This window comes from Frateuria hangzhouensis, from assembly GCF_026410505.1.
Lineage (GTDB): Bacteria > Pseudomonadota > Gammaproteobacteria > Xanthomonadales > Rhodanobacteraceae > Frateuria_A > Frateuria_A hangzhouensis.
The window spans coordinates 29,575-55,141 of the sequence record NZ_JAPMIU010000005.1; the positions used below are offsets into that span (position 1 = coordinate 29,575).

Below are 25,567 nucleotides of genomic sequence, written 5' to 3' on the forward strand. Positions count from 1 at the left end.
GCGCGATCGCGCGAACGCCTGCCCGCCACGGCAGCCAGTTTCCCACAACGACAAGCGCCTGAAGCGTGCACGATGCCGCGCGGGCCGCGGTTTGCCGCACTGCCGCATCGGCTGCGATAATGGGCAATCGTCCACGGCGCGCCGGGCGCGCCCCAAGCCTCGCGGAGAATTCCCCATGTCCGACGTCGTCATTGCCGGCGCCAAGCGCACCGCCATCGGCTCTTTCCTTGGCCAGTTCACCGGCGTGCCCACGCCCACGCTCGGCGCGGCCGCCATCCGTGCGGCGCTGGAGCAGTCCGGCGTGGCGCCGGCCGACGTCGGCGAGGTGATCATGGGCTGCGTGCTGCCGGCCAATCTCGGCCAGGCGCCGGCGCGCCAGGCCTCGCTCGCCGCCGGCCTGCCGGTCGCCACCGGTTGCACCACCATCAACAAGGTGTGCGGCTCGGGCATGAAGGCCATCATGCTGGCCCACGACCTGATCAAGGCCGGCTCGGCCGCCGTGGTCGTTGCCGGCGGCATGGAGTCGATGACCAATGCCCCGCACATGGTCGCCGCCCGCACCGGCATCCGCTACGGCGACGGCCAACTGGTCGACCACATGGCCCACGACGGCCTGACCAATCCCTATGACGGCAAGGCGATGGGCGTATTCGGCGAGCTGTGCGCCGACAAGTACCAGTTCAGCCGCGAGGAGCAGGACGCCTTTGCGATCGAGTCGGTCAAGCGCGCGCAGGCGGCGCAGGCCTCCGGCGCGTTCGCCGACGAGATCGTCCCGGTGACGGTCAAGGGTCGCAAGGGCGACACCGTGGTCGATACCGACGAGCAGCCCGGCCGCTCGGACATCAACAAGATCCCGACCCTGAAGCCCGCCTTCCGCAAGGAAAACGGCACCATCACCGCAGCCAGCTCTTCCAGCATTTCCGACGGCGCCGCCGCGGTGGTGCTGCTGTCGGCCGACGACGCCAAGGTGCGAGGGCTCACTCCGCTGGCGCGCATCGTGGCGCACGCGACCAACTCGCAGGAGCCGGAATGGTTCACCACCGCGCCGATCGGTGCGATCCAGAAGGTGCTGGACAAGGCCGGCTGGAAGGTCGACGACGTGGATCTGTTCGAGGTCAACGAGGCCTTCGCGGTGGTCGCCATGGCGCCGATGCGCGAGCTGGGCGTGCCGCACGACAAGCTCAACGTCAACGGCGGCGCGACCGCGCTCGGCCATCCGATCGGCGCCAGCGGCGCCCGCCTGGTGGTCACCCTGCTCAACGCCCTGAAGACCCGCGGCGGCAAGCGCGGCGTGGCGGCGCTGTGCATCGGTGGCGGCGAAGCGACCGCCATCGCGGTGGAACGACTCGATTAAACCGCACGGCGGGCTTCAGCCCGCCATGCGTGGCGAGAGTGGTGGGCTGAAGCCCACCCTACTCGCGAGGGATTGGCCGCCAATCGTCACCTTCTGTCGACGAAACGAATGAAAGCCTGTTAACTGCCTTTTTAATATGTACTGAAGGGCAGTTGGTAAAACATATGGCGCGTCTACGGCGAAAGCGCTATTAATACGCGGCCAAAACGGCATTCCACGGCAAAGGAGATCCACCATGAAGTTGACGCGTACCCTACTCGCCTCCGCGCTCGTCGCGCTGCTGGCGGCTTGCAGCAACGGCGCGCAGGATTCCGCGCAGGACGCCCAGCAGTCGGCCGACCAGGCTCAGCAGTCCGCTGACCAGGCTCAGCAGGCTGCGGCGCAGACCGGCACCCCGGCTGCCGACCAGGCCGCCCAGCAGGCCACCACCGCTGCCAACGCCGCCGGCATGGCTGCCGACCAGGCCCAGCAGGCCGCTACCGCGGCTTCGGCCGCCGCCCCGGCCAACAACGACATGTCCGACAACGCCATGTCGCAGGCCAAGGATGCCGCCGACAATGCGTCCGACCAGGCCGACAAGGCTGCCGACGCGGCCAAGGACGCTGCGGACAATGCCAAGGATGCCAACGACGACCAGAACGATCACTGATCCTTCAGTTCGTTCGATCGGAAAAACCGGCCGCTTGCGGCCGGTTTTTTTTAGCTTTCGGCTCGACGCCCATGGATCTTGGTCTCTAGGAGCGCACCTGTGCGCGACCGCCATGCCTGATCGGTACCACGCGGTCGCACAGGTGCGCCTCTACGAGCGAAACCGGCGAAAACCCTTTTCGACGATTGGCATACAGGGCAAAAACCCCGCCCGCTGGTACGCGCGTACAAGGGCGGTGAAAGCGCGAAGCGTGATCGGCGGTTATCATCCTTCGTTTGGCTGGCGCGGACATGGGTTCTGGCCGCGGCCACGGATGACAAACCGCCCGCGGGCGGCCAGACGCTGACGGTGAGTTTTCGCCCATGAGCATGATTGCCTCGCAGATCGATCCCCGTTCTCCCGATTTCCAGGCCTCCAGCGCCGCGTTGCGCGTGCAGGTCGACGACCTCAAGGCGCAACTTGCACGCACCGCCGAAGGCGGCGGCGCCAAGGCGCGCGACAAGCACGTCGCACGCGGCAAGTTGCTGCCGCGCGAGCGCATCCGCGCGCTGCTCGATCCCGGCTCGCCATTCCTGGAACTGTCGCCGCTGGCTGCGCACGGCATGTACGACGACGCCGCGCCGGCGGCCGGCATCATCACCGGCATCGGGCGCGTCAACGGCACCGAGGTGGTGGTGGTCGCCAACGATGCCACCGTCAAGGGCGGCACGTATTTCCCGATGACGGTGAAAAAGCACCTGCGCGCGCAGGAAGTGGCGCTGGAGAACCGCCTGCCCTGCATCTACCTGGTCGACTCCGGCGGCGCGTTCCTGCCGCTGCAGGACGAGGTGTTTCCGGACAAGGAGCATTTCGGCCGCATCTTCTACAACCAGGCGCGCATGTCGGCGCTCAACATCCCGCAGATCGCCGTGGTGATGGGTAGCTGCACCGCCGGCGGCGCCTACGTGCCGGCGATGAGCGACGAGACCATCATCGTGCGCGAGCAGGGCACCATCTTCCTGGGCGGCCCGCCGCTAGTGAAAGCGGCCACCGGCGAGGTGGTCGATGCCGAGACGCTGGGCGGCGCGGACGTCCATACGTCGATCTCCGGCGTGGCCGACCATTTCGCCGAGAACGACGCGCACGCGCTAGCCATCGCGCGCGACGTGGTGGCCAGCCTGAACCGTCGCAAGGACATGCCGCTGGCGCTCCAGCCTCCGGTCGAGCCCCGATACGCGGCCGAGGAACTGTACGGCGTGATCCCGCAGGACACGCGCCGGCCGTTCGACATCCGCGAGGTGATCGCGCGCATCGTCGACGGCTCGGAGTTCCACGAATTCAAGGCGCGCTACGGCAAGACCCTGGTAACCGGCTTCGCGCACATCCACGGCTACCCGGTGGGCATCATCGCCAACAACGGCATCCTGTTCGCCGAAAGCGCGCTCAAGGGCGCGCACTTCATCGAACTGTGCAACCAGCGCAACGTGCCGCTGGTGTTTTTGCAGAACATCACCGGCTTCATGGTCGGCAAGAAGTACGAGCAGGCCGGCATCGCCAAGGACGGCGCCAAGATGGTCACCGCCGTGGCCTGTTCGCACGTGCCCAAGTTCACCGTGGTGATCGGCGGCAGCTTCGGCGCCGGCAACTACGCCATGTGCGGTCGCGCCTACGGCGCGCGCTTCCTGTGGATGTGGCCCAACGCGCGCATCTCCGTGATGGGCGGCGAACAGGCCGCCAGCGTGCTCGCCACGGTCAAGCGCGACGGTCTGGAAGCCGCGGGCAAGGCGTGGAGCGCGGAGGACGAGGACGCCTTCAAGGCGCCGATCCGTGAGCAGTACGAACGCCAGGGCCATCCCTATTACGCCAGCGCGCGGCTGTGGGACGACGGCATCATCGATCCGGCCGACACCCGCCGCGTGCTGGGCCTGGCCATCTCCGCCTCGATGAACGCGCCGATCGAGCCGCAACGCTACGGCGTGTTCCGCATGTAACGTGGACAGCGGCGCTTAGGGAACATCGCCAGCAACCACGGTGCCCGGAGGGTGGGCTTCAGCCCACCAGCCCCTTCGCGGAGGTGCATGGTGGGCTGAAGCCCACCCTACGGCCCGCTAGGGACTGCTAGGCAATGGCGAGGCTCAGGGACGCGGACGGAATTTGAGCGGCACTGCGTCCGACATGGGCGACACCGGCGCGCAGCCGCCGCAGCTGTTGCAGCCATCGCCACTGCCGCAGCCCCCGCTCTTCGCCTCGGCCGGCTGCAGCCATCGCCCCAGGCGACGCACGATCGCGCCGCGGGCGGGACGATCCAGTGCGGCCGAGAGCCGCGACTGCATGCGCTTGGCCGTCTGCGGCAGCAGCTTGCGAAACGCCGCGAGCAGGCTCGCCAGCAACACCAGTGCAAGCACCACCGCCTGGATGATCGCGAACGTGGTCACGACAAGGCCCGCGCGATCTGGTAGGTGATCAGCGAGGCCAGGTAGGCCAGGCCGAACAGGTAGCCCGCGGTGATCGCCACGTTGCGCCAGGAGTTGGTCTCGCGGCGGATCACCGCCAGCGTGGACATGCACTGCGGCGCGAACACGTACCAGGCCAGCAGGCTGAGCGCGGTGGCCAGCGACCACTGGTCGGCGATCAGCGGCCCGAGCTGGCTGGCGACGGTATCGTCGCTGCCGGACATCGCGTACACGGTGCCCAGCGCCGACACGGCCACCTCGCGCGCCGCCAGCCCCGGCACCAGCGCGATGCAGATCTGCCAGTTGAAGCCGATCGGCGCGAACACGTAGTGCAGCGCGTGGCCCAGCCGCCCGGCCAGGCTGTAGTCGATCGCCGGCCCGGTGGCCCCCGGCGGCGGTCCCGGAAAGCTGGAAAGGAACCACAGCAGCACCGTGAGCGTCAGGATGATGCCGCCCACGCGCTTGAGGAAGATCTTGGTGCGTTCCCACAGGCCGAGCGCAATGTCGCGCACGTGTGGCATGCGGTACGAGGGCAGCTCCATCAGCAGCGCATGCTCGCTCTTGTCGCGGCGCATGCGCTTGATCACGAACGCCACGACGAGCGCACTGACGATGCCGGTCACGTACAGCGAGAACAGCACCACGCCCTGCAGGTTGAACAGTCCCCATACCGTGCGCTGCGGGATGAACGCCGCGATCAGCAGCGTGTACACCGGCAATCGTGCCGAGCAGGTCATCAGCGGCGCGACCAGGATCGTGGTCAGGCGATCGCGCGGGTCGGTGATGCTGCGCGTGGCCATGATGCCGGGGATCGCGCAGGCAAAGCTGGACAGCAGCGGGATGAAGGCGCGCCCGGTCAGGCCCGCCTTGAACATCAGTTTGTCCAGCAGGAACGCCGCGCGTGGCAGGTAGCCCGACTCCTCCAGGATCAGGATGAACAGGAACAGGATCAGGATCTGCGGCAGGAACACCAGCACGGCGCCGAGGCCCGCGAAGATGCCGTCATTGAGCAGGCTGTGCAGCGCGCTCTGTGGCGGCAGCGCGGAGGTCGCCCAGCCGCCCAGCGCGGTCACGCCCGCCTCGATCGCATCCATCATCGGCTGCGCCCAGGAGAACACCGCCTGGAAGATCAGGAACATCAGCACCGCCAGGATGCCGAGCCCGAACACCGGATGCAGCGCCCAGCGGTCGAGCGCGTCGTCCAGCGCGTCGGTGGCTCGGGGCATGCTCACCGTGGCGGCCATCAACGCGCGCACCTGCGCGTGCAGGTCGTTGCGGCTGTCCGCATCATCGGCCTGGGCGGGCGCGGCCAGCGGTATCTCGCCGTCGACGCGCTCGATCAGCGCCTTCGCGCCGCCGCGCCTGACCGCGATGGTTTCCACCACCGGCACGCCCAGCCGGCGCTGCAGCTCGGATACGTCGATCACGATGCCGCGGCGGCGCGCGGTATCCATCATGTTGAGCGCCAGCACCACCGGCCGGCCGAGGCGCTTGACCTCGAGCACGAAGCGCAGGTGCAGGCGCAGGTTGGTGGCGTCGGCCACGCAGACAATCAGGTCCGGCGCCGCCTCGCCGGGGTAGCGCCCTTCGCAGACGTCGCGGGTGATCTGCTCGTCCGGGCTGGCCGCATCGAAGCTGTAGGTACCGGGCAGGTCGAGCAATTGCAGCACGCGGCCGGACGGCGCCACGAAGCGGCCTTCCTTGCGCTCGACGGTGACGCCGGCGTAGTTGGCGACCTTCTGCCGCCCGCCGGTGAGCAGGTTGAACAGCGCCGTCTTGCCGCAGTTGGGATTGCCGACCAGCGCGATGCGCAGGCTGTCCGCGCTCATGCCGTCTCCGCCTTGACCGCTACCCGCGCCGCCTCGCTGCGCCGCAAGGCAAATCGCGTCGAGCCGATCTGGATCAGCAGCGGGTCGGCGCCCAGCGGCCCGCGGGCCACCACGCGCACCGGCTCGCCGTCGACGAAACCCAGGTCGCGCAGGCGTTGGGCGATCGGGTCGCCGGCGTGGGCATCGTCCACGCGGTCGACCACGGCGGGTGAACCCTTGGGCAAGTCGGAAAGGCGCACGGCTCGTCAAATCAAATAAGAATGGTTCGCATTATATAGGACCCGCCTGCCATGTAGGAGCCCACGGGTGGGCGATGCTTTTTGCACGGTTGGCGAAAGAGCATCGCCCACCAGTGGGCTCCTACAATGGGGGTCTTTCGCAAGGAGCCCGCGCATGTCCGCCATCCTCGTCACCGACCGCGGCGCCGTCCGCCAGATCGCGCTCAACCGCCCCGAGGTTCACAACGCCTTCGACGACGCGCTCATCGCCGAGCTCACCGCAGCGCTGGTCGAAGCCGGCCGCGACGACACGGTGCGTGCGCTGGTGCTCACCGGGACGGGTGCGAGCTTCTCAGCCGGCGCCGACCTCCACTGGATGCGTGGCATGACCGGCGCCAGTGAAGAGGAAAACCGCCAGGATTCCCTGCGCCTGGCCGCACTGGTGCGCACGCTGCAGTTCTGCCCCAAGCCGACCCTCGCGCGCGTCAACGGCGCGGCCTACGGCGGCGGCGTCGGCTTGATCGCCGCGTGCGACATCGCCATCGGCGCAGAGAACGCGAAGTTCGGGCTGACCGAAGTGAAGCTCGGCCTGGCGCCGGCGGTGATCTCCCCCTACGTGGTCGCGGCCATCGGCGTGCGCCAGGCGCGGCGGCTGTTTCTCACCGGCGAGATCTTCGATGCCGCCGAAGCGTGTCGCATCGGCCTGCTGCACCGGATCGTGCCGACCGATTCCTTGGACGAGGCGGTCGAATTCACCCTCAAGCTGCTGGCCAAGGCCGGCCCGCAGGCACAGCGCGAGGCCAAGCAACTGGCGCTGCGCATGGCGGGCATCGACGAGCAAGGCGCCGGGCGGATCGACAGCGAGAACGCCGAACTCATCGCGCGGTTGCGGGTATCGGCCGAAGGACAGGAAGGGCTGGGCGCATTCCTCGACAAACGCGCCCCGACCTGGATGCAGGCGTAGGGTGGGCTTCAGTCCACCTTCCAGATTTCCGGCAAGTGTGTTGGTGGGCTGAAGCCCACCCTACGTATCGCCGCCGGTTGTGGACTTGGCTAAGCCAGGATGGACCGGTGTGTTTCGAGAATCACACGATTGCCAGATGCCGGCGTAGGGTGGGCTTCAGCCCACCACCCACCTTTCCCGCATGTGCTGGTGCGCTGAAGCCCACCCTACGGTTACAGCCAGCCTTTTTGGCGGGCCAGGCGGAAGGCTTCGATGCGGTTGCCGGCGCCGAGTTTGCCGATGGCCTCGGACAGATAGTTGCGCACGGTGCCGTGGGAAAGGTTGAGCCGGGTGGCGATATCGCCGGCGGACATCCCCTCGCCGGCCAGGCGCAGTACCTGGCGCTCGCGGTCATTGAGCGGATCGGCCTCGGTCCAGGCTTCCAGCGCCAGTTGCGGATCGATCGCGCGGCCGCCGCGATGCACGGTGCGCAGCGCCTCGGCCAGGTTCTCGGCCGGCGCATCCTTGAGCAGGTAGCCGGACACGCCCGCGTCCAGCGCGCGGCGCAGGAAGCCGGGGCGGGCAAAGGTGGTCACGATGATCACCTTCATCGGCAGCTCGTGGCGCTGGATGCGCTGGGCCAGCTCCAGCCCGGTCAGCCCGGGCATCTCGATGTCGGTGACCAGCACGTCGGGCTTGAGCCGCTGCAGGTCGCGCCAGGCCGCCTCGCCGTCGGCGGAGGAACCGAGCACCTCGATGTCGCTTTCCAGGTTGAGCAGTGCGGACAGCGCGCCGCGCACCATCGCCTGGTCTTCGGCCAGCAGCACGCGGATCATGCGGCGCTCCCGACCGCCGGCAGCGCGGGCGCGGCGGTCGCCTCGACCGGCGCCTCGTCAGTGCGGGCCAGCGGCACGCGGATCGACAGCACCGTGCCGCGCCGCGGCGGCGACTCGATCGCCAGCGTGCCGCCGAGCGCACGCACGCGCTCGCGCATGCCGCTGACGCCGTTGCCGTGGGCGGACAGGCCGCCGCGTCCGTTGTCGCTGATATGCATCTGGAGCATGTCGTCCTCGATGGAAACGCTCACCGCGGCCCGGCTGGCACGCGCGTGGCGGTGGATGTTGGTGACCGCCTCGCGCAGCACCAGCGCGAGCGGTGCCTCGACGGCGCCGGGCAGTTCCGTTCCGGCGGGCACGTTGCCGTCGAGCGCCACGCCGCAGGCCTCCAGCATCAGCCGTGCCGAGGTCAGCTCCGCCACCAGGTCGCTGCGGCGCATGCCGGTCACCGCGGCGCGCACCTCGGTCAAGGCATGGCGGGCGACGCGCTCCACCTCTGCCATCTCGCACTGCGCGCGTGCCGGATCGTCCAGCGCCAGGCGTTTGGCCAGTTCGGACTTGAGCGCCACCAGCGATAGCGTGTGGCCGAGCAAGTCGTGCAGGTCGCGGCCGATCCGCTCGCGCTCGGCGAGGATGGCCAGCCGCCGCACCTCGGTCTGCGACAACCGCAGTTCGGCATCCTTGCGCGCGCTGTACATGTAGGCGACGTTGCCGAATCCGCCGAACAATCCCGACATGACCACCCACAGGGCGACGCTCGGTGGTTCGCCGGACAACCAGGCCTTGCCGAGCGCGAGCACGCCCATCAGCGCAACGCTTGCCAGCCAGCGCCGCCACGAAGCGGAGAACGCCGACACCACGGCGGCCAGCACTAGCAGGATGAAACCGAACGGGTTGTACACCCACGTCGCCAGTCCCACGGCGACCATGGCGGCGACGCACCACTCAACGCGCCGGCGCGGGCCCACGTAGACCCGCGAATACAGGTACACGAATACGGGCACCGCCAGCAGCGTGGGCAGCAGCCACGGCCCGACCTCGCGCTTCAGCGTCATCGGCCCCTGGAACAGGGCGACCAGCGCAAACAGCGACAGCCCGGCCTGCCAGCGCATGTACAGCGGCGAGCGCAGTTGCCCCAGCAGCGAATCGGGCCGCGGCGTGAACAGGCGCATCAGCATCACAGCCGCGCCTCCTGCGCCGACGCGGTCTGGTCAGGGTCGGGGCCCGCCACGGGCACGGCCCTGCGCCGATGCCCCGGCTCGGGCACTATTACCCGCAGGCGCGTGCCATGGCCATGCTGCGAATGGATCTGCAGGCGGCCGCCCAGGCCGCGCACACGCTCGCGGATGCCGGTCAGGCCGTTGCCTTCCTCGTCGATGCCGCCGCGGCCGTTGTCGGCCACGGTCAGACACACGCCGCCATCGATGGTCTCGAAGGTGATGCTGGCGCGACGGGCATGCGCATGCCTGGCGATGTTGGTGACCGCCTCGCGCAGCACCAGCGCCAGGTCACGCTCGATCTCGGCCGGCAGTGCAGGCGGCGGGCCATGATCGAGCCACACGCCCGAGGAGCCCAGCAACAGTTGCGCCGAGGCCAGCTCGGCGGCCAGGTCCGTGGCGCGGATGCCGGTGACCGCCGCGCGCACCTGCGCCAGCGCGTGGCGGGCCACGTTCTCGGCCTCGGCCACTTCGCGCCGCGCCGCCTCCGCGTCGCGGTCGAACAGCTTGCGCGACAGCTCCAGCTTGAGCGTGATCAGCGACAGGGTGTGGCCCAGCAGGTCGTGCAGGTCGCGGCCGATACGCTCGCGTTCGGCCGTGGCGGCCAGCCGGCGCACTTCGTCATGCGACAAACGCAGTTCGGTGTTCTTGCTCAGCGTGATGCGCCCGGCCAGCGCGCCGGCGCCGCTGCTGGAGCAGATCGCGACCATCAACAGGCTCACCCACCACGGCCAGCCGAGCGCGATCGTCTCGAGCACCAGCAACAGCTGGATCAGCGCGATCCGGCTGAGCGACGCGAGCAGCGAGCCGCGGTAAGGCACGTAGACGCAGGCGAATACGGCAAACGTCCAGGCGCTGGGGTTCCAGACCATCGACACGCCGGCCAGCAGCACCAGCAGCGCGACATAGGCGCCCATCTCCGCCGACGGCCGCACGTACACCAGCGCGAACAGCGCCAGGAAGATCGGGTAACCGACCAGCAGCGACCACCAGAAGCTCGGTTCCACATGCGTGAACACCGGCGCCAGGAACGCCCACCCCGACCACAGCACGTTGAGCGCCTGCAGCCGCGGGTTCTGCCCGGAACGGGCCATCATGCTGGCCATGGAATCGGGCGCGGGCTGCAGGAACAGCGGCAGTTTCATCGTTCCGTTCCGGAAGTCGCCGAGGCTCGCCATGCTACTTCACCCGTAGCGGCGCAACCGGCGCGTGGCCAGCACCAGGAAGGCCGCGGTGAAACCGAGCAGCACCAGCACGTGCGGCAGCAGGGCGTCCTGGCGCATGCCCACCGCGGCGAGTGCCAGGCGGTCCAGGTGGTAGCTCGGCCAGACCGGCGCGGCCTGCTGCAGCACCTTCGGCAGCATCGGCAGCGGGAACCACAGGCCGGAGAGGAACGACATCGGCAGATAGATCAGGTTGAGCAGGCCCGGCGCGCCCTGCCCCTTGATCAAGGTGCCGACGAACATGCCCAGAGCGCAGAACGGCAGCACGCCGAGCATGCCGGTGACCAGCAGCGCGCCGGCCTGGGCGGGCGTAAGCGTCACGTGCGCGATCTGCGACAGGCCGAGCAGCAGCAGCACGACGATGGCCGCGGCGGCCATCGCCATCAGCATCTTGCCAAGCAGATAGGCACCCGGCGGCATCGGCAGCGCGCGCTTGAGGGTAAGCAGGCCGCCATCGCGCTCGACCGCCAGCGAAACGCCGAAGCCGAACAGGCCCGGGCTCATCACGCCGAACGTGGCGTAGCTGGCCAGCAGGTAGCGTGTCGCGTCAGTGCCTTCGGCCCGTCCCATCAGCACGCCAAAGACCAGATAGAACATGCCGGGAAACAGCATGATCGGCAGCATGAAGCCCGGCGCACGCAGGTAGCGCAGACACTCGCTGCGCGCCTCGGCGAGATAGGCGCCGAACACGCGGCCCGGTGGCATGTCGCCGGTTCCGGCGGCCGCATCAAGGGAAAGCAGGGTATCCATGTCAGGCGGCCTCGCGCTGGTCGGTGGACGATGCCGCGGCATCGCGGGTGAGTTCGGTAAAGGCTTCGGCCAGTCCGGCGCGCTGTACTTCCAGTTCACGCAGCCAGGCGTCGCTCTGCAGCAGGCGCAGCACCACGACTTCGGCCTCGGCGGTGGTCAGCTGCAGGCGGCCGCCCTCGACGCGCACGTCCGCCACTTCGGGCCATTCGGCCACGGTTTCCGGCAGCAAGGTGCTGATGCAGCGGATGCGCCTGACGCCGACGCGGGCGCGCAGCTCGTCCACCGTGCCCTCGTGGATCGCGCGGCCGCGTGCCATCACGCAGACCCGCGTTGCCAGCGCTTCGGCTTCCTCCAGATAATGCGTGGTCAGCAGCACCGAGCAGCCCTCGCCGACCAGCTGGCGGATCGCCGTCCACAGCGCCTGGCGCGCCTCGATATCCATGCCCACGGTGGGCTCGTCCAGGAACAGCAGGCGCGGACGCCCGCACAGCGCCAGCGCGAACTGCACGCGCCGTTGCTGCCCGCCGGAAAGCTTGCCGTAGGGGCGGTCGAGCAGGTCGCTCACGGTGGCCAGCTCGGCGGTTTCCTGCAGCACGCGCGGGTTGGCGTAGTAGCTCGCCGTCAGCCGCAGCAATTCGCGCACGCGCAGGGTCGGCGGCAACGTCGCGTCCTGCAGCATCACCCCGATGTGGCGGCGCGCCTGGATGCGTTGCGGATCCTGGCCGAACAATTCGACCTGGCCGGCGTCGGCACGCTGCAGGCCCAGCAGCAGGCCGATCGCGGTGGACTTGCCCGCGCCGTTGGGACCGAGCAGGGCGAGCAGTTCGCCGGGGTGCAATGCAAGGTCCAGTCCATCGACCGCAGTCAACGCGCCGTAGCGCTTGACGGCGCCCTGCAGGCGCGCGACCGGGTTAGTTGACATCTCCATGGCTTGCCTCCTTGGTATGAATTAAACATTAGGCGCGGCAAGGCCTTGCGGACACTGGTCGACGTCAGCCGGCGGGCGTGACAGCCGTCATGCGGGGTTACGGCAAAGCCGGGGGCACGTTATCCTTGGGCTTATCCCCGGCCCGCCATACGCGCTTTTGACGTCATCAGACGGGCCGCACAACCGCATGCGCCGAAGCCGCGCGTGCCCGCAATCACCGCCAGCGGCGCCACCCCGGCGCCAGCCGGCTTCGAGGAGGACTGCCATGGGTGTGATCGATCAGCTGCGCGAGATGCGCGATTTCGGCGGCAAGCCGCGTACCGTTGGCCTGGACGACGCCAACATCGAGCGCATGGCAGCCAGCCAGCCCGAATTGGTGCAGGCGGTCGAGGAGGCGCTGGCGCGCCATCGCGAGTTGCGCGCGGAGCTTTCCGATTTCCTCAGGCTGGATGAGTCCGAGCAGTTGGCCCGGGCGCAGGCTGGCTACGTCAATTTCTACCCGGACGACGCGATCAACCCGTACCTCCCGGCCGCCGCGCGCGGCCCGTGGATCGTCACGCTGAAGGGCGCCGTGCTGCACGACAACGGCGGCTACGGCATGCTCGGCTTCGGCCACAACCAGCCGTCCATCCTCGAGGCGCTGTCGCGCCCGCAGGTGATGGCCAACGTGATGTCGCCGAGCGTTTCGCAGTTGCGCTTCACCCAGGCGATGGAGCAGGAGCTGGGCCGCAGCCGCGGCGGCAATCCGTACCATCACTACCTGTGCCTGAACTCCGGCTCCGAAGCGGTCGGCCTGGCCTGCCGCATCGCCGACGTCAACGCCAAGCTGATGACCGATACCGGCGCGCGCCACGCCAACCGCACGGTCAAGCGCCTGTCGGTCCGCGGCGCCTTCCACGGCCGCACCGACAAACCGGCGCTGTATTCCGATTCCACCCGCAAGGCCTACCAGCAGCACCTGGCCAGCTACCGCCACGAGGACACCCTGCTCACCGTCGCCCCGTACGACGTCGAGCAGCTCAAGGCCGCCTTTGCCGAGGCCGACAAGCACGGCTGGTTCATCGAGGCGATGTTCCTGGAGCCGGTGATGGGCGAAGGCGACCCGGGCCGCGCGGTGACGCCGGAGTTCTACAAGGCCGCCCGCGAGCTGACCGAGGCGCACGGCACGCTGCTGCTGGTCGATTCGATCCAGGCCGGCCTGCGCGCGCACGGCGTCCTGTCGATCATCGACTATCCCGGTTTCGAGAACCTGCCGGCGCCAGACATGGAGACCTTCTCCAAGGCGCTCAACGCGGGGCAGTACCCGCTGTCGGTGCTGGCCGTGAGCGACCGCACCGCCGCGCTGTACCGCAAGGGCATCTACGGCAACACCATGACCACCAACCCGCGCGCGCTGGACGTGGCGCTGGCCACGATGGCACTGCTCACCGACGAGGTGCGCACCAACATCCGCGCACGCGGCGAGGAGTTCGTGGCCAAGCTGGAGAAGCTCAAGGACGAACTGGGCGGCCTGATCACCAAGGTGCAGGGCACCGGCCTGCTGTTCTCCTGCGAGCTGGCACCGCAGTTCAAGTGCTACGGCGCCGATTCGACCGAGGAATACATGCGCGAGCACGGCGTAGGCGTGATCCACGGTGGCGCCAATTCGCTGCGCTTCACGCCGCACTTCAACGTGACCAGCGCGGAAGTGGACCTGGTCGTGGACAACGTGCGCCAGGCCCTGCTGAAGGGGCCGCGCAAGCAGACCGCCGAGGCGGCCTGAGCAAGCCCGGACCGAAGGGCGCGTCGGCAACGGCGCGCCCTTTTTCATGCCTGACGAACGCAGGCCCTTGTAGGAGCGCCCTTGGGCGCGACCGGGATGCGGATGGCTGCATTGCTCGCGCCCGCTCCGGCAAAAACGTTCAACTTGAGGAATCCGCCATGCCCGTCACCGAAGTCCGCCATCCGCTGATCCGCCACAAGCTCGGCCTGATGCGCCGAGCCGGCATCAGCACCAAGGAATTCCGCGAACTGGCCTCCGAAGTGGCCGCCCTGCTCACCTACGAGGCGACCAAGGATCTGCAGACGCTGGACGACACCATCGAGGGTTGGGCCGGCCCGGTGAAGGTCGAGCGCATCAAGGGCAAGAAGATCACCATCGTGCCGATCCTGCGCGCGGGCCTGGGGATGCTGCCGGGCGTGCTGGACCTGATCCCCTCGGCCAAGGTCAGCGTGGTCGGCGTGCAGCGCGACGAAGCCACGCTGGCGCCGGTGGCCTACTACGAGAAGCTGAGCGGCAGCCTGCACGCGCGCACGGCGCTGATCGTCGACCCGATGCTGGCCACCGCCGGCACTCTGGTGGCGACGGTGGACATGCTCAAGGCGGGCGGCTGCCGGCGGATCAAGGGGCTGTTCCTGGTCGCGGCGCCCGAGGGCCTGGCGCGCATCGAGGCGGCGCACCCTGACGTGGAGATCTACACCGCCTCGATCGATGAGCGGCTCAACGAGAAGGGCTACATCCTGCCGGGGCTCGGCGATGCCGGCGACAAGATCTTCGGCACCAGGCAACTGCCCGGTTGAGCATTTCGTAGGGTGGGCTTCAGCCCACCACCACGCTTGCCGGCGAAGTCCCCGGTGGGCTGAAGCCCACTCTACGTCGCTGCCGGCTGATTTCCGCCGGCCGCCTTTTGTAAGAGCCCACTCGTGGGCGATGCTTTTCGGCAGGCATCAGAACAGGAGCATCGCCCACAAGTGGGCTCCTACAGGGTCCGGTATTCGGCGTTAGCGCCTGGCTTTAACGCCTGAAGCGACCGGTGGCCTCGATGAGCTCGTGCGTTATCCCCGGCTCGAACGCCGAATGCCCGGCGTCCTGCACGATGCTTTCGGCCACGCACGGTGCAGATCCCACGCACTGCGCAGCTGGCAACGCATTTCGTAGGGTGGGCTTCAGCCCACCACCACGCTTGCCGGCGAAGTCCCCGGTGGGCTGAAGCCCACCCTACGTCGCTGCCGGCTGATTTCCGCCGGCCACCTTTTGTAGGAGCCGGGATTCGGCGTTAGCGCCTGAAGCGATCCGTCGCTTCGATCAGCTCGTGCGTGATCCCCGGCTCGAACGCCGAATGCCCGGCGTCCTGCACGATGTGCAGGTCTGCCTCCGGCCAGGCACGGTGTAGGTCCCACGCACTGCGCAGGGGGCAGACCACGTCGTAGCGGCCCTGCACGATCACGCTCGGGATCCTGCGGAGGCGATCGACGTTGCGCAGCAGTTGGTCGTCGTGCTCGAAAAAGCCGCCGTGGATGAAGTAGTGGCACTCGATCCGCGCGAAGGCCAGCGCGAACTCGTCCTCGCCGCTACTGGCGATGTAGCCCGGATCCTGATGCAGGAAGCTGGTGCCGGCCTCCCAGGTCGACCAGGCGCGCGCGGCGTCCACCCGCGTTTTCGGATCGGTGCTGGTGAGGCGGCGATGGTAGGCGCTCATCAGGTCGCCGCGCTCGGCTTCCGGAATCGCGGCAAGGTAGGTTTCCCAGGCGTCCGGGTACAGCGCGTCGCAGCCCTTCTGGTAGAACCACTCCAGCTCCCAGCGGCGCAGCATGAAGATGCCGCGCAGCACCAGTTCGGTGACCTTGTCCGGATGGGTCTGCGCATAGGCCAGCGCCAGGGTGGAGCCCCAGGAACCGCCGAACACCTGCCAGCTCGGGATGCCCAGGTGCTCGCGCAGCCGCTCGATGTCGGCGACCAGATCCCACGTGGTGTTGTCGGTAAGCTCGGCGTGCGGCGTGGAGCGCCCGCAGCCGCGCTGGTCAAACAGGATGATGCGGTAGGCCGCCGGGTCGAAGAAGCGACGGCAGCGGGGACTGGCGCCCGCGCCCGGCCCGCCGTGCAGGAACACCACCGGCTTGCCGTCGGGATTGCCGCTCTGTTCGTAGTAGATCGTGTGCAGCTCCGACACCGGCAGCATGCCGCTGTCGTAGGGCTCGATCTCCGGATACAGCTCGCGGCGTTCCTGGGTCATGCCTGGGTTCTCCATGCGGGGGAAGCGGCCAAGGCTAACATCCGCCGCGCCTACAGTGGACGTGCGCTAGTCGAACAGTTTGCCCGGGTTGAGGATGCCGTTGGGGTCGCACACCTGCCGCACCCCGCGCATCAGCGCGATCTCGGCCGCGCTGCGGGTGCTGCCCAGATAGGGCTTCTTGACCAGCCCGATGCCGTGCTCGGCCGAAATACTGCCGCCGTGGCGCTGCAACGCATCAGCGAGCAGGCGCGTGACCCGCTCGCAATGGGCGAGGAATTCGGCCTGCGCCATGTCCCCGGGCGGCAGCACGTTGATGTGCAGGTTGCCGTCGCCAATATGGCCGAACCAGACCACCTCCATGCGCGGGTACTCGCGCGCCAGCAGCGCCTGCATCTCGTGCAGGAACGCGGGCATCGCGCTGATCCGCAATGCGATGTCGTTCTTGTACGGCTTGCGCGGCGCCAGGCTCTCGGTGATGCCCTCGCGCAACCGCCACAACGCGGCCGCCTGCGCCTCGCTCTGGGCGATCACGCCGTCGCTGATCCAGCCCTCGCGCACGCCCTCCTCGAACGCCAGCAAGGCGGCCTGCTCGTCGCGGTCGTCCGGCGCGTCGTACTCGGCCACCACGTAGTACGGCTGGTTCGCGTCGAGCGCGCGCTTGGCCCCGTGCGCCAGCACGTGCCCGAGCGCCACGTCGGTGAAGAACTCGAAGGCCTGCAGTTTCAGTTGCGTGCGGAACAGCCCGAACACCTGCATCAGCGCGTCCATGTGCGGCAGCGCCAGCAACATCGTCTGCACCGGCGGCGGCGGGTCGGCCAGCTTCAGTTGCACACCGACCACCACGCCCAGCGTTCCTTCGGACCCGATCATCAACTGGCGCAGGTCGTAGCCGCTGGAGTTCTTGACCAGCCCGCGGTTGAGCTCCAGCAGCTCGCCGTTGCCGGCCACCACGGTCAGCCCGCCGATCCACTCGCGCGTGGTGCCGTAGCGGATCACCCGGATGCCGCCGGCATTGGTGGCGACGTTGCCGCCGATGGTGCAGGAGCCGCGCGCCGCAAAATCCACCGGATAAAGCAGCCCGTGCGAGCGCGCCGCCTCGTGCACCGCCTGCAGAGTGATGCCGGCCTCCACCTCGAGCAGGCGGTCGGTGGCGTCGAAGCCAAGCACGCGGTTCATCCGCTCCAGGCTGAGCACCAGCTCGCCACGCGCCGCCACCGCACCGCCGGACAGGCCGGTACGCCCCCCCGAGGGCACCAGCGAAACCTGGCGTTCGTTGGCCCAGCGCACGATGGTCTGCACCTCCGCGACGGTCGAGGGCAACGCCACCGCCAGCGGCGCCGGGCCCCAGCGGCGGGTCCAGTCGCGCCCGTAGTGGATCAGGTCGGCCAGTTCGGTGAGCAGGCGCAACCCGGGTGCGCGGGCGGTCAGGTCGTCGAGGCGGGATTCGGTCATGGCGGCTCCGGAAGAACGTGCAGCCTGCCAGAGGGTGGCCGGCACGGTCCAGTGTTGCAGCGCCGCAAAAGCCGGGGAGCTCTGGCATAGTTGGAGCCCGCTCCGCTTGGACTTGCGACCCATGAAGACCTCGTTCCCGAAGCAGGACATCCGCGTGCTCCTGCTCGAAGGCGTCAGCCGCAGCGCCGTGGAGACCTTCCGCCAAGCCGGTTACAGCCAGGTCGAGGCGCATCCCAAGGCGTTGCCGGAAGCCGAGCTGAAGGCGCGCCTGGCCGAGGCGCACATCGTCGGTATCCGTTCGCGCACGCAGCTCACGCCGGAGCTGCTGGAGCACGCGCGCCGGCTTATCGCGGTGGGGTGCTTCTGCATCGGCACCAACCAGGTGGACCTGGCTGCCGCGCGCCGGCTGGGCGTGCCGGTGTTCAACGCGCCCTACTCCAACACCCGCAGCGTGGCCGAACTGGTGGTGGCCGAGGCGATCATGCTGCTGCGCGGCATCCCGCAGAAGAACATGCAGTGCCACCGCGGCGGCTGGTCCAAGTCGGCCACGAGCAGCTACGAAGCGCGCGGCAAGGTGCTTGGCATCGTCGGCTATGGCCACATCGGCACGCAGGTCGGCGTGCTGGCCGAAAACCTCGGCATGCGCGTGCTGTTCCACGACATCGAGGCCAAGCTTTCGCTGGGCAACGCGCGCGCCGCGGCGAGCCTGGACGACCTGCTGGAAAGCGCCGACGTGGTGACCCTGCATGTGCCCGACACGCCCGCCACCCGATTGATGATCGGTGCGGAGCAGCTTTCGCGCATGCGGGAAGGATCGCTGCTGATCAACGCCTCGCGCGGCAGCGTGGTGGACATCGACGCGCTGGCCGCCGCGCTGTTCAAAGGCCACCTGGGCGGTGCCGCGGTAGACGTCTTTCCGTCCGAACCCAAAGGCAACGACGACGCCTTCGTCTCGCCGCTGGTCGGCATGGACAACGTGATCCTCACCCCGCACATCGGCGGCAGCACGCTGGAGGCGCAGGACAACATCGGCATCGAGGTGACCAGCAAGCTGGTGCGCTACAGCGACAACGGCTCGACGCTGTCGGCCGTCAACTTTCCCGAGGTGTCGCTGCCGGAGCATCCGCGCAGCCGCCGCCTGCTGCATATCCATCGCAACGTGCCGGGCACGCTCGCGCGCATCAACGAGCTGTTCTCCGCGGGGAACATCAACGTCGACGCGCAGTTCCTGCAGACGGATGCGGAGGTGGGTTACGTGGTGATCGACGTGGCCGCCGATGCGGCGCAGGCGCAGGCGTTGAAGGAACGGATGGCGGCGATTCCGGGGACGTTGCGGACGCGGGTGCTGTATTAGCTCGGCTTCCTGGATCGGGTAGGCATCCGCTCCGGAGGGAGAAGGATACGGGCGGCCGGCTCGCGGCAAGCGCTTCGACTTCCGCGCGTTGCACGCCTACGCTCAGCGCGAACGGTATGGGGGCTGCGACGCGGCGCCGGTGGCTACGCTTAGCGCGACGTTTGCCGCGGAAACAAAAACGGCGCCGAGGCGCCGTTTTCAGCTTCCGAATTGGTCGGGGCGGCCGGATTCGAACCGACGACCCTCTGCCCCCCAGGCAGATGCGCTACCAGGCTGCGCTACGCCCCGACGTGACTCGTGCGTTCGCCGCGTTCGCGGTGAACAGACGGCGAACTATAGCAGATACCTGGATGTTTCAGCGACGCAGCAGGGTCAGGATTTCCTCCAGTTCCATGCGCACCTGACGCACGATCTGGTGGGAAATGCTCGACTCCATGCGCGCCTGCGGGCCTTCCAGCCGCGCGCGGGCACCGGTGATGGTGAAACCTTCGTCGTACAACAGGCCGCGGATCTGGCGGATCATCAGCACGTCGTGGCGCTGGTAGTAACGACGGTTGCCGCGGCGCTTGACCGGATTGAGCGCGGGGAACTCCTGCTCCCAGTAACGCAGCACGTGCGGCTTCACCCCGCACAACTCGCTGACCTCACCGATGGTGAAGTAGCGCTTGGCCGGGATGGCGGGTAGCTCGGTGTTATTCCCTTGGTCCAGCATAGCTCTCGACTCGCACCTTGAGTTTCTGGCCCGGACGGAACGTCACCACGCGACGGGCGGAAATCGGAATCTCCTCGCCCGTCTTGGGGTTGCGACCCGGTCGCTGGTTCTTCTGACGCAGGTCGAAATTGCCGAAACCGGACAACTTCACCTGCTCGCCCCTTTCCAACGCTTCACGGACGACCTCGAAATAGGCATCCACGAATTCTTTCGCCTCACGCTTGTTGAGGCCTACCTCGAGGAACAGGCGCTCGGCCATCTCCGCCTTGGTCAGCGCCATCTCAACCTCGCAACCTTGCCTTGCATGTCGTTTCCAACGCAGCCACCGCATCACGCACGCAGCGGTCCGCGTCGTCGTCGGTAAGCGTGCGTGAAGCGTCCTGCAAAATCAAGCCCATAGCGAGACTCTTTCGGCCTGTCTCGACGCCCTTGCCGCTGTAGCGGTCAAACAGCTTGAGCTCCTTGAGCAGGTCGCCCAGGCTGCCGCGCACGGTCTGCTCGATCTGTGACCAGCGCACCTCTTCGGGCAGCTCGACAGCGATGTCGCGCCTTACGGAGGGGAAGCGGGGCACCGGCTTTGCGCGCGGCAGACGGCGCTCGAGCAGCGGCAGCAGGGCGATCTCCAGGACGTGCACGTCCGGCCCCAGGTCCAGCGCCTTGGCCAGCTGCGGGTGCAACGCGCCCAGGTAGCCAGCTGTCTCACCATCCCGCGCGACGCGAGCGCTGCGGCCCGGATGCAGCCACGAGGGCAGGCCGTCGGTGTGCAGCGACCAGTGTTCCGGCTCGCCACCCCAGGCCAGCAGTGCGTCCAGCTCGCCCTTGAGATCGAAGAAGTCGAACGGACGCGCGGGCTCGGCCCATTGCTCGGCACGCGCGCCACCGCAGGCAGCGATGGCCAGGCTGGGCGTCTCCTTCGGGGGATCGCCAGCCGCGAATACCCGGGCGACCTCGAACAGCCGCACCCGCTCCTGCTGGCGCGCGCGGTTGTGACGCAGCGCTTCGACCAGGCCGGGCAGCAGCGACGGGCGCATTACCGCCAGGTCGGCCGACAGCGGGTTGGCCAGCGGCACCAGGTTGTCCACATGGCCCCAGCGGGCGAGCAGTTCGGCGCTGACGAAGGACAGGTTCACGGCTTCGTAAAAATCGCGCGCGGCCAGCTGTTCACGCAGCGGCAGTTCGCCGATGCGCGCCTCCGGCTCGGCCGCCAGCGCCAGCGCGCCGGCGGGGGTGTGGGTCGGAATGCGGTCGTAGCCGTACACGCGGGCGACCTCTTCGATCAGGTCCTCCTCGCGCTCGATGTCGAAGCGACTGGACGGCGCGGTGACCTGCCAGCCATCGGCGTCGGTCTGCACGGTCATGCCCAGCGCGGTGAAGATGCGCGTGACCTCCTCGTCCGGCACGGCGATGCCCAGCACGCGAGCCAGGCGCGCGCGGCGCAGGGCGACCGTGGCGGGCCTGGGCAGGTCGGCCGGGTTTTCGGCGACCAGCACCGGACCGGCCTGGCCGCCGGCGATCGAGAGCAGCAGCTCGGTGGCACGCTCCAGTGCACGGCGCGGCAGTTCCGGGTCGACGCCACGCTCGAAGCGATGCGAGGCGTCGGTGTGCAGGCCGAGCTTGCGCGCGCGGCCCATGATGGCGGCCGGTGCAAAGTGCGCCGATTCCAGGAAGATGTTGCCGGTGGCGTCGGTCACGCGCGAGTCGTGGCCGCCCATGACGCCGGCCACGGCCAGGCCCCTGCGCTCGTCGGCGATCAGCACGAAGCCCTCGTCCAGCTTCGCCTCGGAACCGTCGAGCAGCTTCAGCGTCTCGCCGGCGCTCGCGTGGCGTACCACGATGTCGCCCTCGAGCGCGTCGTTGTCGAAGGCGTGCAGCGGCTGGCCAAGCTCCAGCATCACGTAGTTGGTGACGTCGACCACCGCGCTGATCGGGCGCAGGCCGGCGCGGCGCAGGCGCTCGGCCAGCCACAGCGGCGAGCGCGCCGACGCGTCGATGCCCTCGATGATGCGGCCGAGGTAGCGCGGTGCGTCCCTGCCCGCTTCCAGGCGGATGCCGCGGCGGGCGTCGGAAGTCACCGGCGCGGGGTCCTGCACCGGCACCAGCACGCGGCTGCCGAACAGCGCCGCCACGTCGTGCGCCAGGCCGACCAGGCCCAGGCAATCGGGGCGGTTCGGGGTGAGTTTCAGCTCGATGCTGGCATCGGGCAGGCCCAGGAACGCGGCCAGCGGCTGGCCGACCGGCGCGTCGGCCGGCAGTTCCATCAGGCCGGAAGCGTCGGCGTCGATGCCCAGTTCCCTGGCCGAGCACAACATGCCGGCCGATTCCACGCCGCGCAGCTTGGCCGCCTTGATCGTGATGCCACCCGGCAGGATGGCGCCGATCATCGCCAGTGGCGCCTTCAGGCCCACGCGCGCATTGGGCGCGCCGCAGACGATCTGCAGCGGCTCGCCCTGCCCGGCCGCGACCTTGCAGACCTGCAGCCGATCGGCCTCCGGATGCTTCTCGGCTGCCACGATCTCGCCCACCACCACACCGGCGAGGCCCTCGCCCAGCACGGTCAGCTCTTCCACTTCCAGTCCGGCCATGGTCAACGCATGGGCCAGTTCGGCGCGATCGGCCTGGATCTCGACCAGCTCGCGCAGCCAGTTCTCGGAGAATTTCATGGGTACTTGGTTCCTTGCCGGCTTACGCGAACTGCTTGAGGAAGCGCAGGTCGTTCTCGAAGAACGCGCGCAGGTCGGAAACGCCGTAGCGAAGCATGGCGAAGCGCTCGACGCCGAGGCCGAAGGCGAAGCCGGTGTAGCGCTCCGGGTCGATGCCGCAGTTCGCCAGCACGTTCGGGTGGACCATGCCGCAGCCGAGCACTTCCAGCCAGCGCGTGCTGCCGTCTTCGGCGTCCCAGCGGATGTCCACCTCGGCGGAGGGTTCGGTGAAGGGGAAATAGCTGGGGCGGAAGCGCATCTCGAAGTCGCGCTCGAAGAACGCGCGCACGAATTCGGCCAAGGTGCCCTTGAGGTCGGCGAAGCTGGAGGTCTCGTCGACCAGCAGGCCCTCGATCTGATGGAACATCGGCGAGTGGGTCTGGTCCGAATCGCTGCGGTAGACCTTGCCCGGCGCGATGATGCGGATCGGCGGCTGGCGGCCTTGCATCGAGCGGATCTGCACCGGCGAGGTGTGCGTGCGCAACAGGCGCCCGTCGCCGAAGTAGAAGGTGTCGTGCATGGCGCGCGCCGGATGGTGCGGCGGGAAGTTCAACGCCTCGAAGTTGTGCCAGTCGTCCTCGATCTCCGGGCCTTCGGCGCGCTGGTAGCCCAGGCGGGCGAAGATCGCGGCGATGCGCTCGAGCGCACGGGTGATCGGGTGTATGCCGCCGCGCTGGCCGTCGCGGCCCGGCAGGGTGATGTCGAGCTTCTCGGAGGCCAGGCGGCGGTCGAGCTCGGCCTGTTCCAGTGATTGCCTGCGGGAGGCAAGCGCATCAGCGAGGCGTTCCTTGACGCGGTTGACCTCGGCGCCGCGGGCTTTGCGTTCGTCGGGAGCGAGGGCGCCCAGCGACTTGAGCGCGGCGGTGACGATGCCGCTCTTGCCGAGCAGTCCCACGCGCAGGGTTTCGAGCGCGTCGAGCGAGGCGGCGGCATCTATGTCGGCCAGGGCCTGGGTTGCGCGGCTTTCCAGATCATCCATTGGTGCGAGTTCCTGGCTTCTAGCTCCCTCTCCCCTCCGGGGAGAGGGTTGGGGTGAGGGGCCGCCCTTGCGTTGGCGCCGCATCAAAGCGGCTTTGATGGAGTCCAAGGAAAGCCTTGTCCCTCACCTCAATCCTCTCCCCCGTCCTTAATTAAAGATGGGGGAGAGGAAGCGAACGCGAAAAGCAACGTTATTAAATAAAAACGGGGAGAAGGCGTCAGCCTTCTCCCCGCTTGATTTACAGCATAACGTCAGTAATGACGATCAAGCGGCCAGGCTGGCCTTCGCCTTTTCAGCGATGGCGCCAAACGCCTTGATGTCGTGCACGGCGATGTCCGCCAGCACCTTGCGGTCGATCGTGATGCCGGCCTTGGACAGGCCGTTGATCAGGCGGCTGTAGGACAGACCGAACTGACGCGCGGCGGCGTTGATACGCACGATCCACAGTGCGCGGAACTGGCGCTTGCGCTGCTTGCGACCGATGTACGCGTACTGGCCAGCCTTGATGACGGCCTGGTTCGCTACGCGGAAGACCTTGCGACGGGCGTTGTAGTAGCCCTTCGCGCGGCCAATGATCTTCTTGTGACGACGACGGGCAGTGACGCCACGCTTTACACGAGCCATGGTGTTCTCCTCGCCTTAGACGTACGGCAACATGCGCGCCACACCCTTGGTGTCGCACGCCTTGACGTGGTTGGTCGCGCGCAGGTTGCGCTTACGCTTGGTCGACTTCTTGGTCAGGATGTGCGACTTGAAGGCGTGACCGGCCTTGAACTTGCCCGACGCGGTCTTGCGAAAACGCTTCGCCGCCGCCCGGTTGGTCTTGATCTTGGGCATGGGAATGCTCCATGAGTGGGCTTGATTGCCCGGTTTCTGACTGATTCGGCGGTGGTCCCGAAGGCCACGCTTTCCATCCTGCCGACATCGGTTCACGACCCGTCCATGTGGGTCGAACCGGCGATTATACGGAGGAGTCCGGGGCAAAGCCAGCGTTGCCGACAGCCTTTCGTGCGAAGGGCCACCAGGGCTGCGGCCAACCGGCTAAAGTGACGGCCCCGCCCGATCCGGAGCCGCCATGGCCAACCCCGTCGATACCGTCCGCATCGTCGAAGTCGGCGCCCGCGACGGCCTGCAGAACGAGAAAACCCTGCTGCCGGCCGAGGTGAAGATCGCTCTGATCGACCGACTGTCCTCCACCGGCCTGACCACCATCGAGGCGACCAGCTTCGTCAGCCCCAGGTGGGTACCGCAGCTGGCCGACGCCTCCGAAGTGTTCGCCGGCATTCGCAAAGTGCCCGGCGTGCGCTACCCCGTGCTGGTACCCAACCTGCAGGGTTACGAGCGGGCGCGGGAGGCCGGCGCGAGCGAGATCGCCGTGTTCACCGCCGCCAGCGAAGCATTCAACCGCAAGAACATCAACGCGTCCATCGACGAATCGATCGAGCGCTTCGCGCCGGTGGTCGAGCGCGCCAAGGCCGACGGCGTGGCCGTGCGCGGCTACGTTTCCACCGTGCTCGGCTGTCCCTACCAGGGCGAAGTGCCGGTTGCGGACGTGGTGCGGGTCGCCGAGCGGCTGCATGCCCTGGGCTGCTACGAGATTTCGCTGGGCGACACCATCGGCGTGGGCACGCCGGCCAGGGCGCGCGCGATGCTGCGCGCGGTGGCGCAAGCCGTGCCGATGCAGGCGCTGGCGGTGCATTTCCATGACACCTACGGCCAGGCATTGGCGAACATACTGGCCTGCCTGGAGGAAGGCGTGCGCGTGGTCGACAGCGCGGTGTCCGGCACCGGCGGCTGCCCGTATGCCAAGGGTGCCACCGGCAACGTCGCCAGCGAGGACGTGGTGTACATGCTGCATGGCATGGGCATGCATACCGGCGTTGACCTGGATCTGCTGATCGCCACCGGCGCCTGGCTTTCGGCGCAGCTGCACAAAGAGACGGCCAGCCGCGTCACCCGCGCGCGCACCGCGGCCTGAAGAACTTGCAGGGGCCCACTCG

At 68.3% G+C, this 25,567-nt stretch carries 24 protein-coding genes, 1 tRNA gene and 1 pseudogene; 8 read left to right on the top strand and 18 right to left on the bottom strand.

Features of this window, described 5'->3' with window-relative positions; translation table 11 throughout:
* Positions 1–175: 175 nt before the first annotated feature.
* The 3 genes from OSC30_RS06740 (at position 176) to OSC30_RS06750 (ending at position 3,973) form a co-directional block, all read left to right on the top strand.
* A complete protein-coding gene (locus OSC30_RS06740) occupies positions 176–1,354 on the top strand; it encodes a thiolase family protein (protein WP_267171086.1) in 1,179 nt (392 codons plus the stop codon).
* A 235-nt stretch (positions 1,355–1,589) separates the two neighbouring features.
* Positions 1,590–2,003: a hypothetical protein gene (locus OSC30_RS06745; RefSeq protein WP_267171087.1), complete on the top strand. Its 414-nt coding sequence runs from the start codon at positions 1,590–1,592 to the stop codon at positions 2,001–2,003.
* Positions 2,004–2,365: 362 nt separating this feature from the next.
* Positions 2,366–3,973 (top strand): carboxyl transferase domain-containing protein, encoded by a 1,608-nt coding sequence (locus tag OSC30_RS06750; protein WP_267171088.1) that lies wholly within the window; start codon positions 2,366–2,368, stop codon positions 3,971–3,973.
* A gap of 144 nt (positions 3,974–4,117) precedes the next feature.
* On the opposite strand, the gene OSC30_RS06755 is transcribed toward OSC30_RS06750, so the two are convergent.
* The 3 genes from OSC30_RS06755 to OSC30_RS06765 are packed head-to-tail and all read right to left on the bottom strand — an operon-like array spanning position 4,118 to position 6,503.
* Positions 4,118–4,417 (bottom strand): DUF6587 family protein, encoded by a 300-nt coding sequence (locus OSC30_RS06755; protein WP_267171089.1) that lies wholly within the window; start codon positions 4,415–4,417, stop codon positions 4,118–4,120.
* Positions 4,414–6,264 (bottom strand): ferrous iron transport protein B, encoded by a 1,851-nt coding sequence (gene feoB, locus OSC30_RS06760; protein ID WP_267171090.1) that lies wholly within the window; start codon positions 6,262–6,264, stop codon positions 4,414–4,416. Before feoB ends, OSC30_RS06755 begins: the two co-directional genes overlap by 4 nt.
* Entirely contained in the window at positions 6,261–6,503 is a 243-nt protein-coding gene (locus OSC30_RS06765; protein WP_267171091.1) for a FeoA family protein, read from the bottom strand. The genes feoB and OSC30_RS06765 overlap by 4 nt, the downstream gene beginning before the upstream one ends.
* Positions 6,504–6,657: 154 nt before the next feature.
* Between OSC30_RS06765 and OSC30_RS06770 the strand changes: the two genes are divergently transcribed.
* Positions 6,658–7,446 carry an enoyl-CoA hydratase/isomerase family protein gene (locus OSC30_RS06770; protein ID WP_267171092.1) on the top strand — a complete coding sequence of 263 codons (789 nt, stop codon included), beginning with the start codon at positions 6,658–6,660 and terminating at the stop codon, positions 7,444–7,446.
* 212 nt (positions 7,447–7,658) lie between these two features.
* Here OSC30_RS06770 and OSC30_RS06775 read toward each other — a convergent pair whose 3' ends face one another.
* Genes OSC30_RS06775 through OSC30_RS06795 form a run of 5 tightly spaced genes read right to left on the bottom strand, consistent with a single transcriptional unit; the run spans position 7,659 to position 12,379 of the window.
* Positions 7,659–8,261 (bottom strand): response regulator transcription factor, encoded by a 603-nt coding sequence (locus OSC30_RS06775; RefSeq protein ID WP_267171093.1) that lies wholly within the window; start codon positions 8,259–8,261, stop codon positions 7,659–7,661.
* Positions 8,258–9,439, bottom strand: coding sequence for a sensor histidine kinase (locus OSC30_RS06780; protein ID WP_267171094.1), 1,182 nt, complete (start codon positions 9,437–9,439; stop codon positions 8,258–8,260). Before OSC30_RS06780 ends, OSC30_RS06775 begins: the two co-directional genes overlap by 4 nt.
* Positions 9,439–10,623 carry a sensor histidine kinase gene (locus OSC30_RS06785; RefSeq protein WP_267171095.1) on the bottom strand — a complete coding sequence of 395 codons (1,185 nt, stop codon included), beginning with the start codon at positions 10,621–10,623 and terminating at the stop codon, positions 9,439–9,441. Before OSC30_RS06785 ends, OSC30_RS06780 begins: the two co-directional genes overlap by 1 nt.
* 39 nt (positions 10,624–10,662) lie before the next feature.
* The gene (locus OSC30_RS06790; protein WP_267171096.1) at positions 10,663–11,451 is read right to left on the bottom strand and encodes an ABC transporter permease; all 789 of its coding nucleotides are present in this window, start codon (positions 11,449–11,451) and stop codon (positions 10,663–10,665) included.
* A 1-nt stretch (position 11,452) separates the two neighbouring features.
* A complete protein-coding gene (locus OSC30_RS06795; RefSeq protein WP_267171097.1) occupies positions 11,453–12,379 on the bottom strand; it encodes an ABC transporter ATP-binding protein in 927 nt (308 codons plus the stop codon).
* 265 nt (positions 12,380–12,644) lie between these two features.
* Here OSC30_RS06795 and OSC30_RS06800 point away from each other — a divergent pair, with 265 nt between their 5' ends.
* A complete protein-coding gene (locus OSC30_RS06800) occupies positions 12,645–14,141 on the top strand; it encodes an aminotransferase class III-fold pyridoxal phosphate-dependent enzyme (RefSeq protein WP_267171098.1) in 1,497 nt (498 codons plus the stop codon).
* Positions 14,142–14,299: 158 nt separating this feature from the next.
* Positions 14,300–14,938, top strand: coding sequence for a uracil phosphoribosyltransferase (gene upp / locus OSC30_RS06805; protein ID WP_267171099.1), 639 nt, complete (start codon positions 14,300–14,302; stop codon positions 14,936–14,938).
* Between the two features lie 214 nt (positions 14,939–15,152).
* Here the strand turns inward: upp and OSC30_RS06810 are convergent.
* From OSC30_RS06810 to OSC30_RS06820, 3 genes and pseudogenes are all read right to left on the bottom strand, one after another.
* Positions 15,153–15,295 (bottom strand): annotated as a pseudogene (locus tag OSC30_RS06810) (prolyl aminopeptidase); the annotation flags it as partial.
* Between the two features lie 119 nt (positions 15,296–15,414).
* Complete coding sequence (gene pip, locus OSC30_RS06815) at positions 15,415–16,371, bottom strand: prolyl aminopeptidase (RefSeq protein WP_267171100.1); 957 nt, start codon at positions 16,369–16,371, stop codon at positions 15,415–15,417.
* A 66-nt stretch (positions 16,372–16,437) separates the two neighbouring features.
* Entirely contained in the window at positions 16,438–17,823 is a 1,386-nt protein-coding gene (locus tag OSC30_RS06820; protein WP_267171101.1) for an FAD-binding oxidoreductase, read from the bottom strand.
* A 121-nt stretch (positions 17,824–17,944) separates the two neighbouring features.
* On the opposite strand from OSC30_RS06820, the gene serA reads away from it, so the two are divergent.
* Complete coding sequence (serA, locus tag OSC30_RS06825; RefSeq protein ID WP_267171102.1) at positions 17,945–19,177, top strand: phosphoglycerate dehydrogenase; 1,233 nt, start codon at positions 17,945–17,947, stop codon at positions 19,175–19,177.
* A 211-nt stretch (positions 19,178–19,388) separates the two neighbouring features.
* On the opposite strand, the gene OSC30_RS06830 is transcribed toward serA, so the two are convergent.
* The 7 genes from OSC30_RS06830 to rpmI form a co-directional block, all read right to left on the bottom strand.
* Positions 19,389–19,465, bottom strand: a tRNA-Pro gene (locus OSC30_RS06830).
* A 67-nt stretch (positions 19,466–19,532) separates the two neighbouring features.
* Entirely contained in the window at positions 19,533–19,889 is a 357-nt protein-coding gene (locus OSC30_RS06835; RefSeq protein WP_231349364.1) for a MerR family transcriptional regulator, read from the bottom strand.
* A complete protein-coding gene (ihfA, locus tag OSC30_RS06840) occupies positions 19,870–20,169 on the bottom strand; it encodes an integration host factor subunit alpha (RefSeq protein ID WP_091333672.1) in 300 nt (99 codons plus the stop codon). The genes OSC30_RS06835 and ihfA overlap by 20 nt, the downstream gene beginning before the upstream one ends.
* 1 nt (position 20,170) lies before the next feature.
* Positions 20,171–22,549 (bottom strand): phenylalanine--tRNA ligase subunit beta, encoded by a 2,379-nt coding sequence (pheT, locus tag OSC30_RS06845; protein WP_267171103.1) that lies wholly within the window; start codon positions 22,547–22,549, stop codon positions 20,171–20,173.
* A 22-nt stretch (positions 22,550–22,571) separates the two neighbouring features.
* A complete protein-coding gene (pheS, locus tag OSC30_RS06850) occupies positions 22,572–23,567 on the bottom strand; it encodes a phenylalanine--tRNA ligase subunit alpha (protein WP_267171104.1) in 996 nt (331 codons plus the stop codon).
* 264 nt (positions 23,568–23,831) lie between these two features.
* A complete protein-coding gene (gene rplT, locus OSC30_RS06855; protein ID WP_091333679.1) occupies positions 23,832–24,191 on the bottom strand; it encodes a 50S ribosomal protein L20 in 360 nt (119 codons plus the stop codon).
* 15 nt (positions 24,192–24,206) lie between these two features.
* On the bottom strand, positions 24,207–24,404 hold the full coding sequence (gene rpmI / locus OSC30_RS06860) for a 50S ribosomal protein L35 (RefSeq protein ID WP_026635107.1): 198 nt from the start codon (positions 24,402–24,404) through the stop codon (positions 24,207–24,209).
* A 238-nt stretch (positions 24,405–24,642) separates the two neighbouring features.
* Between rpmI and OSC30_RS06865 the strand changes: the two genes are divergently transcribed.
* Complete coding sequence (locus OSC30_RS06865) at positions 24,643–25,545, top strand: hydroxymethylglutaryl-CoA lyase (RefSeq protein ID WP_267171105.1); 903 nt, start codon at positions 24,643–24,645, stop codon at positions 25,543–25,545.
* The last annotated feature ends 22 nt before the right edge of the window (positions 25,546–25,567 follow it).

Excerpts from the sequence above, each read along its gene's own strand:
- OSC30_RS06740 (WP_267171086.1), top strand. The coding sequence starts at position 176 with ATGTCCGACGTCGTCATTGCCGGCGCCAAGCGCACCGCCATCGGCTCT.
- OSC30_RS06745 (WP_267171087.1), top strand. The coding sequence starts at position 1,590 with ATGAAGTTGACGCGTACCCTACTCGCCTCCGCGCTCGTCGCGCTGCTG.
- OSC30_RS06750 (WP_267171088.1), top strand. The coding sequence starts at position 2,366 with ATGAGCATGATTGCCTCGCAGATCGATCCCCGTTCTCCCGATTTCCAG.
- feoB (WP_267171090.1), bottom strand. The coding sequence starts at position 6,264 with ATGAGCGCGGACAGCCTGCGCATCGCGCTGGTCGGCAATCCCAACTGC.
- OSC30_RS06770 (WP_267171092.1), top strand. The coding sequence starts at position 6,658 with ATGTCCGCCATCCTCGTCACCGACCGCGGCGCCGTCCGCCAGATCGCG.
- OSC30_RS06775 (WP_267171093.1), bottom strand. The coding sequence starts at position 8,261 with ATGATCCGCGTGCTGCTGGCCGAAGACCAGGCGATGGTGCGCGGCGCG.
- OSC30_RS06780 (WP_267171094.1), bottom strand. The coding sequence starts at position 9,439 with ATGCTGATGCGCCTGTTCACGCCGCGGCCCGATTCGCTGCTGGGGCAA.
- OSC30_RS06785 (WP_267171095.1), bottom strand. The coding sequence starts at position 10,623 with ATGAAACTGCCGCTGTTCCTGCAGCCCGCGCCCGATTCCATGGCCAGC.
- OSC30_RS06790 (WP_267171096.1), bottom strand. The coding sequence starts at position 11,451 with ATGGATACCCTGCTTTCCCTTGATGCGGCCGCCGGAACCGGCGACATG.
- OSC30_RS06795 (WP_267171097.1), bottom strand. The coding sequence starts at position 12,379 with ATGGAGATGTCAACTAACCCGGTCGCGCGCCTGCAGGGCGCCGTCAAG.
- OSC30_RS06800 (WP_267171098.1), top strand. The coding sequence starts at position 12,645 with ATGGGTGTGATCGATCAGCTGCGCGAGATGCGCGATTTCGGCGGCAAG.
- upp (WP_267171099.1), top strand. The coding sequence starts at position 14,300 with ATGCCCGTCACCGAAGTCCGCCATCCGCTGATCCGCCACAAGCTCGGC.
- pip (WP_267171100.1), bottom strand. The coding sequence starts at position 16,371 with ATGACCCAGGAACGCCGCGAGCTGTATCCGGAGATCGAGCCCTACGAC.
- OSC30_RS06820 (WP_267171101.1), bottom strand. The coding sequence starts at position 17,823 with ATGACCGAATCCCGCCTCGACGACCTGACCGCCCGCGCACCCGGGTTG.
- serA (WP_267171102.1), top strand. The coding sequence starts at position 17,945 with ATGAAGACCTCGTTCCCGAAGCAGGACATCCGCGTGCTCCTGCTCGAA.
- OSC30_RS06835 (WP_231349364.1), bottom strand. The coding sequence starts at position 19,889 with ATGCTGGACCAAGGGAATAACACCGAGCTACCCGCCATCCCGGCCAAG.
- ihfA (WP_091333672.1), bottom strand. The coding sequence starts at position 20,169 with ATGGCGCTGACCAAGGCGGAGATGGCCGAGCGCCTGTTCCTCGAGGTA.
- pheT (WP_267171103.1), bottom strand. The coding sequence starts at position 22,549 with ATGAAATTCTCCGAGAACTGGCTGCGCGAGCTGGTCGAGATCCAGGCC.
- pheS (WP_267171104.1), bottom strand. The coding sequence starts at position 23,567 with ATGGATGATCTGGAAAGCCGCGCAACCCAGGCCCTGGCCGACATAGAT.
- rplT (WP_091333679.1), bottom strand. The coding sequence starts at position 24,191 with ATGGCTCGTGTAAAGCGTGGCGTCACTGCCCGTCGTCGTCACAAGAAG.
- rpmI (WP_026635107.1), bottom strand. The coding sequence starts at position 24,404 with ATGCCCAAGATCAAGACCAACCGGGCGGCGGCGAAGCGTTTTCGCAAG.
- OSC30_RS06865 (WP_267171105.1), top strand. The coding sequence starts at position 24,643 with ATGGCCAACCCCGTCGATACCGTCCGCATCGTCGAAGTCGGCGCCCGC.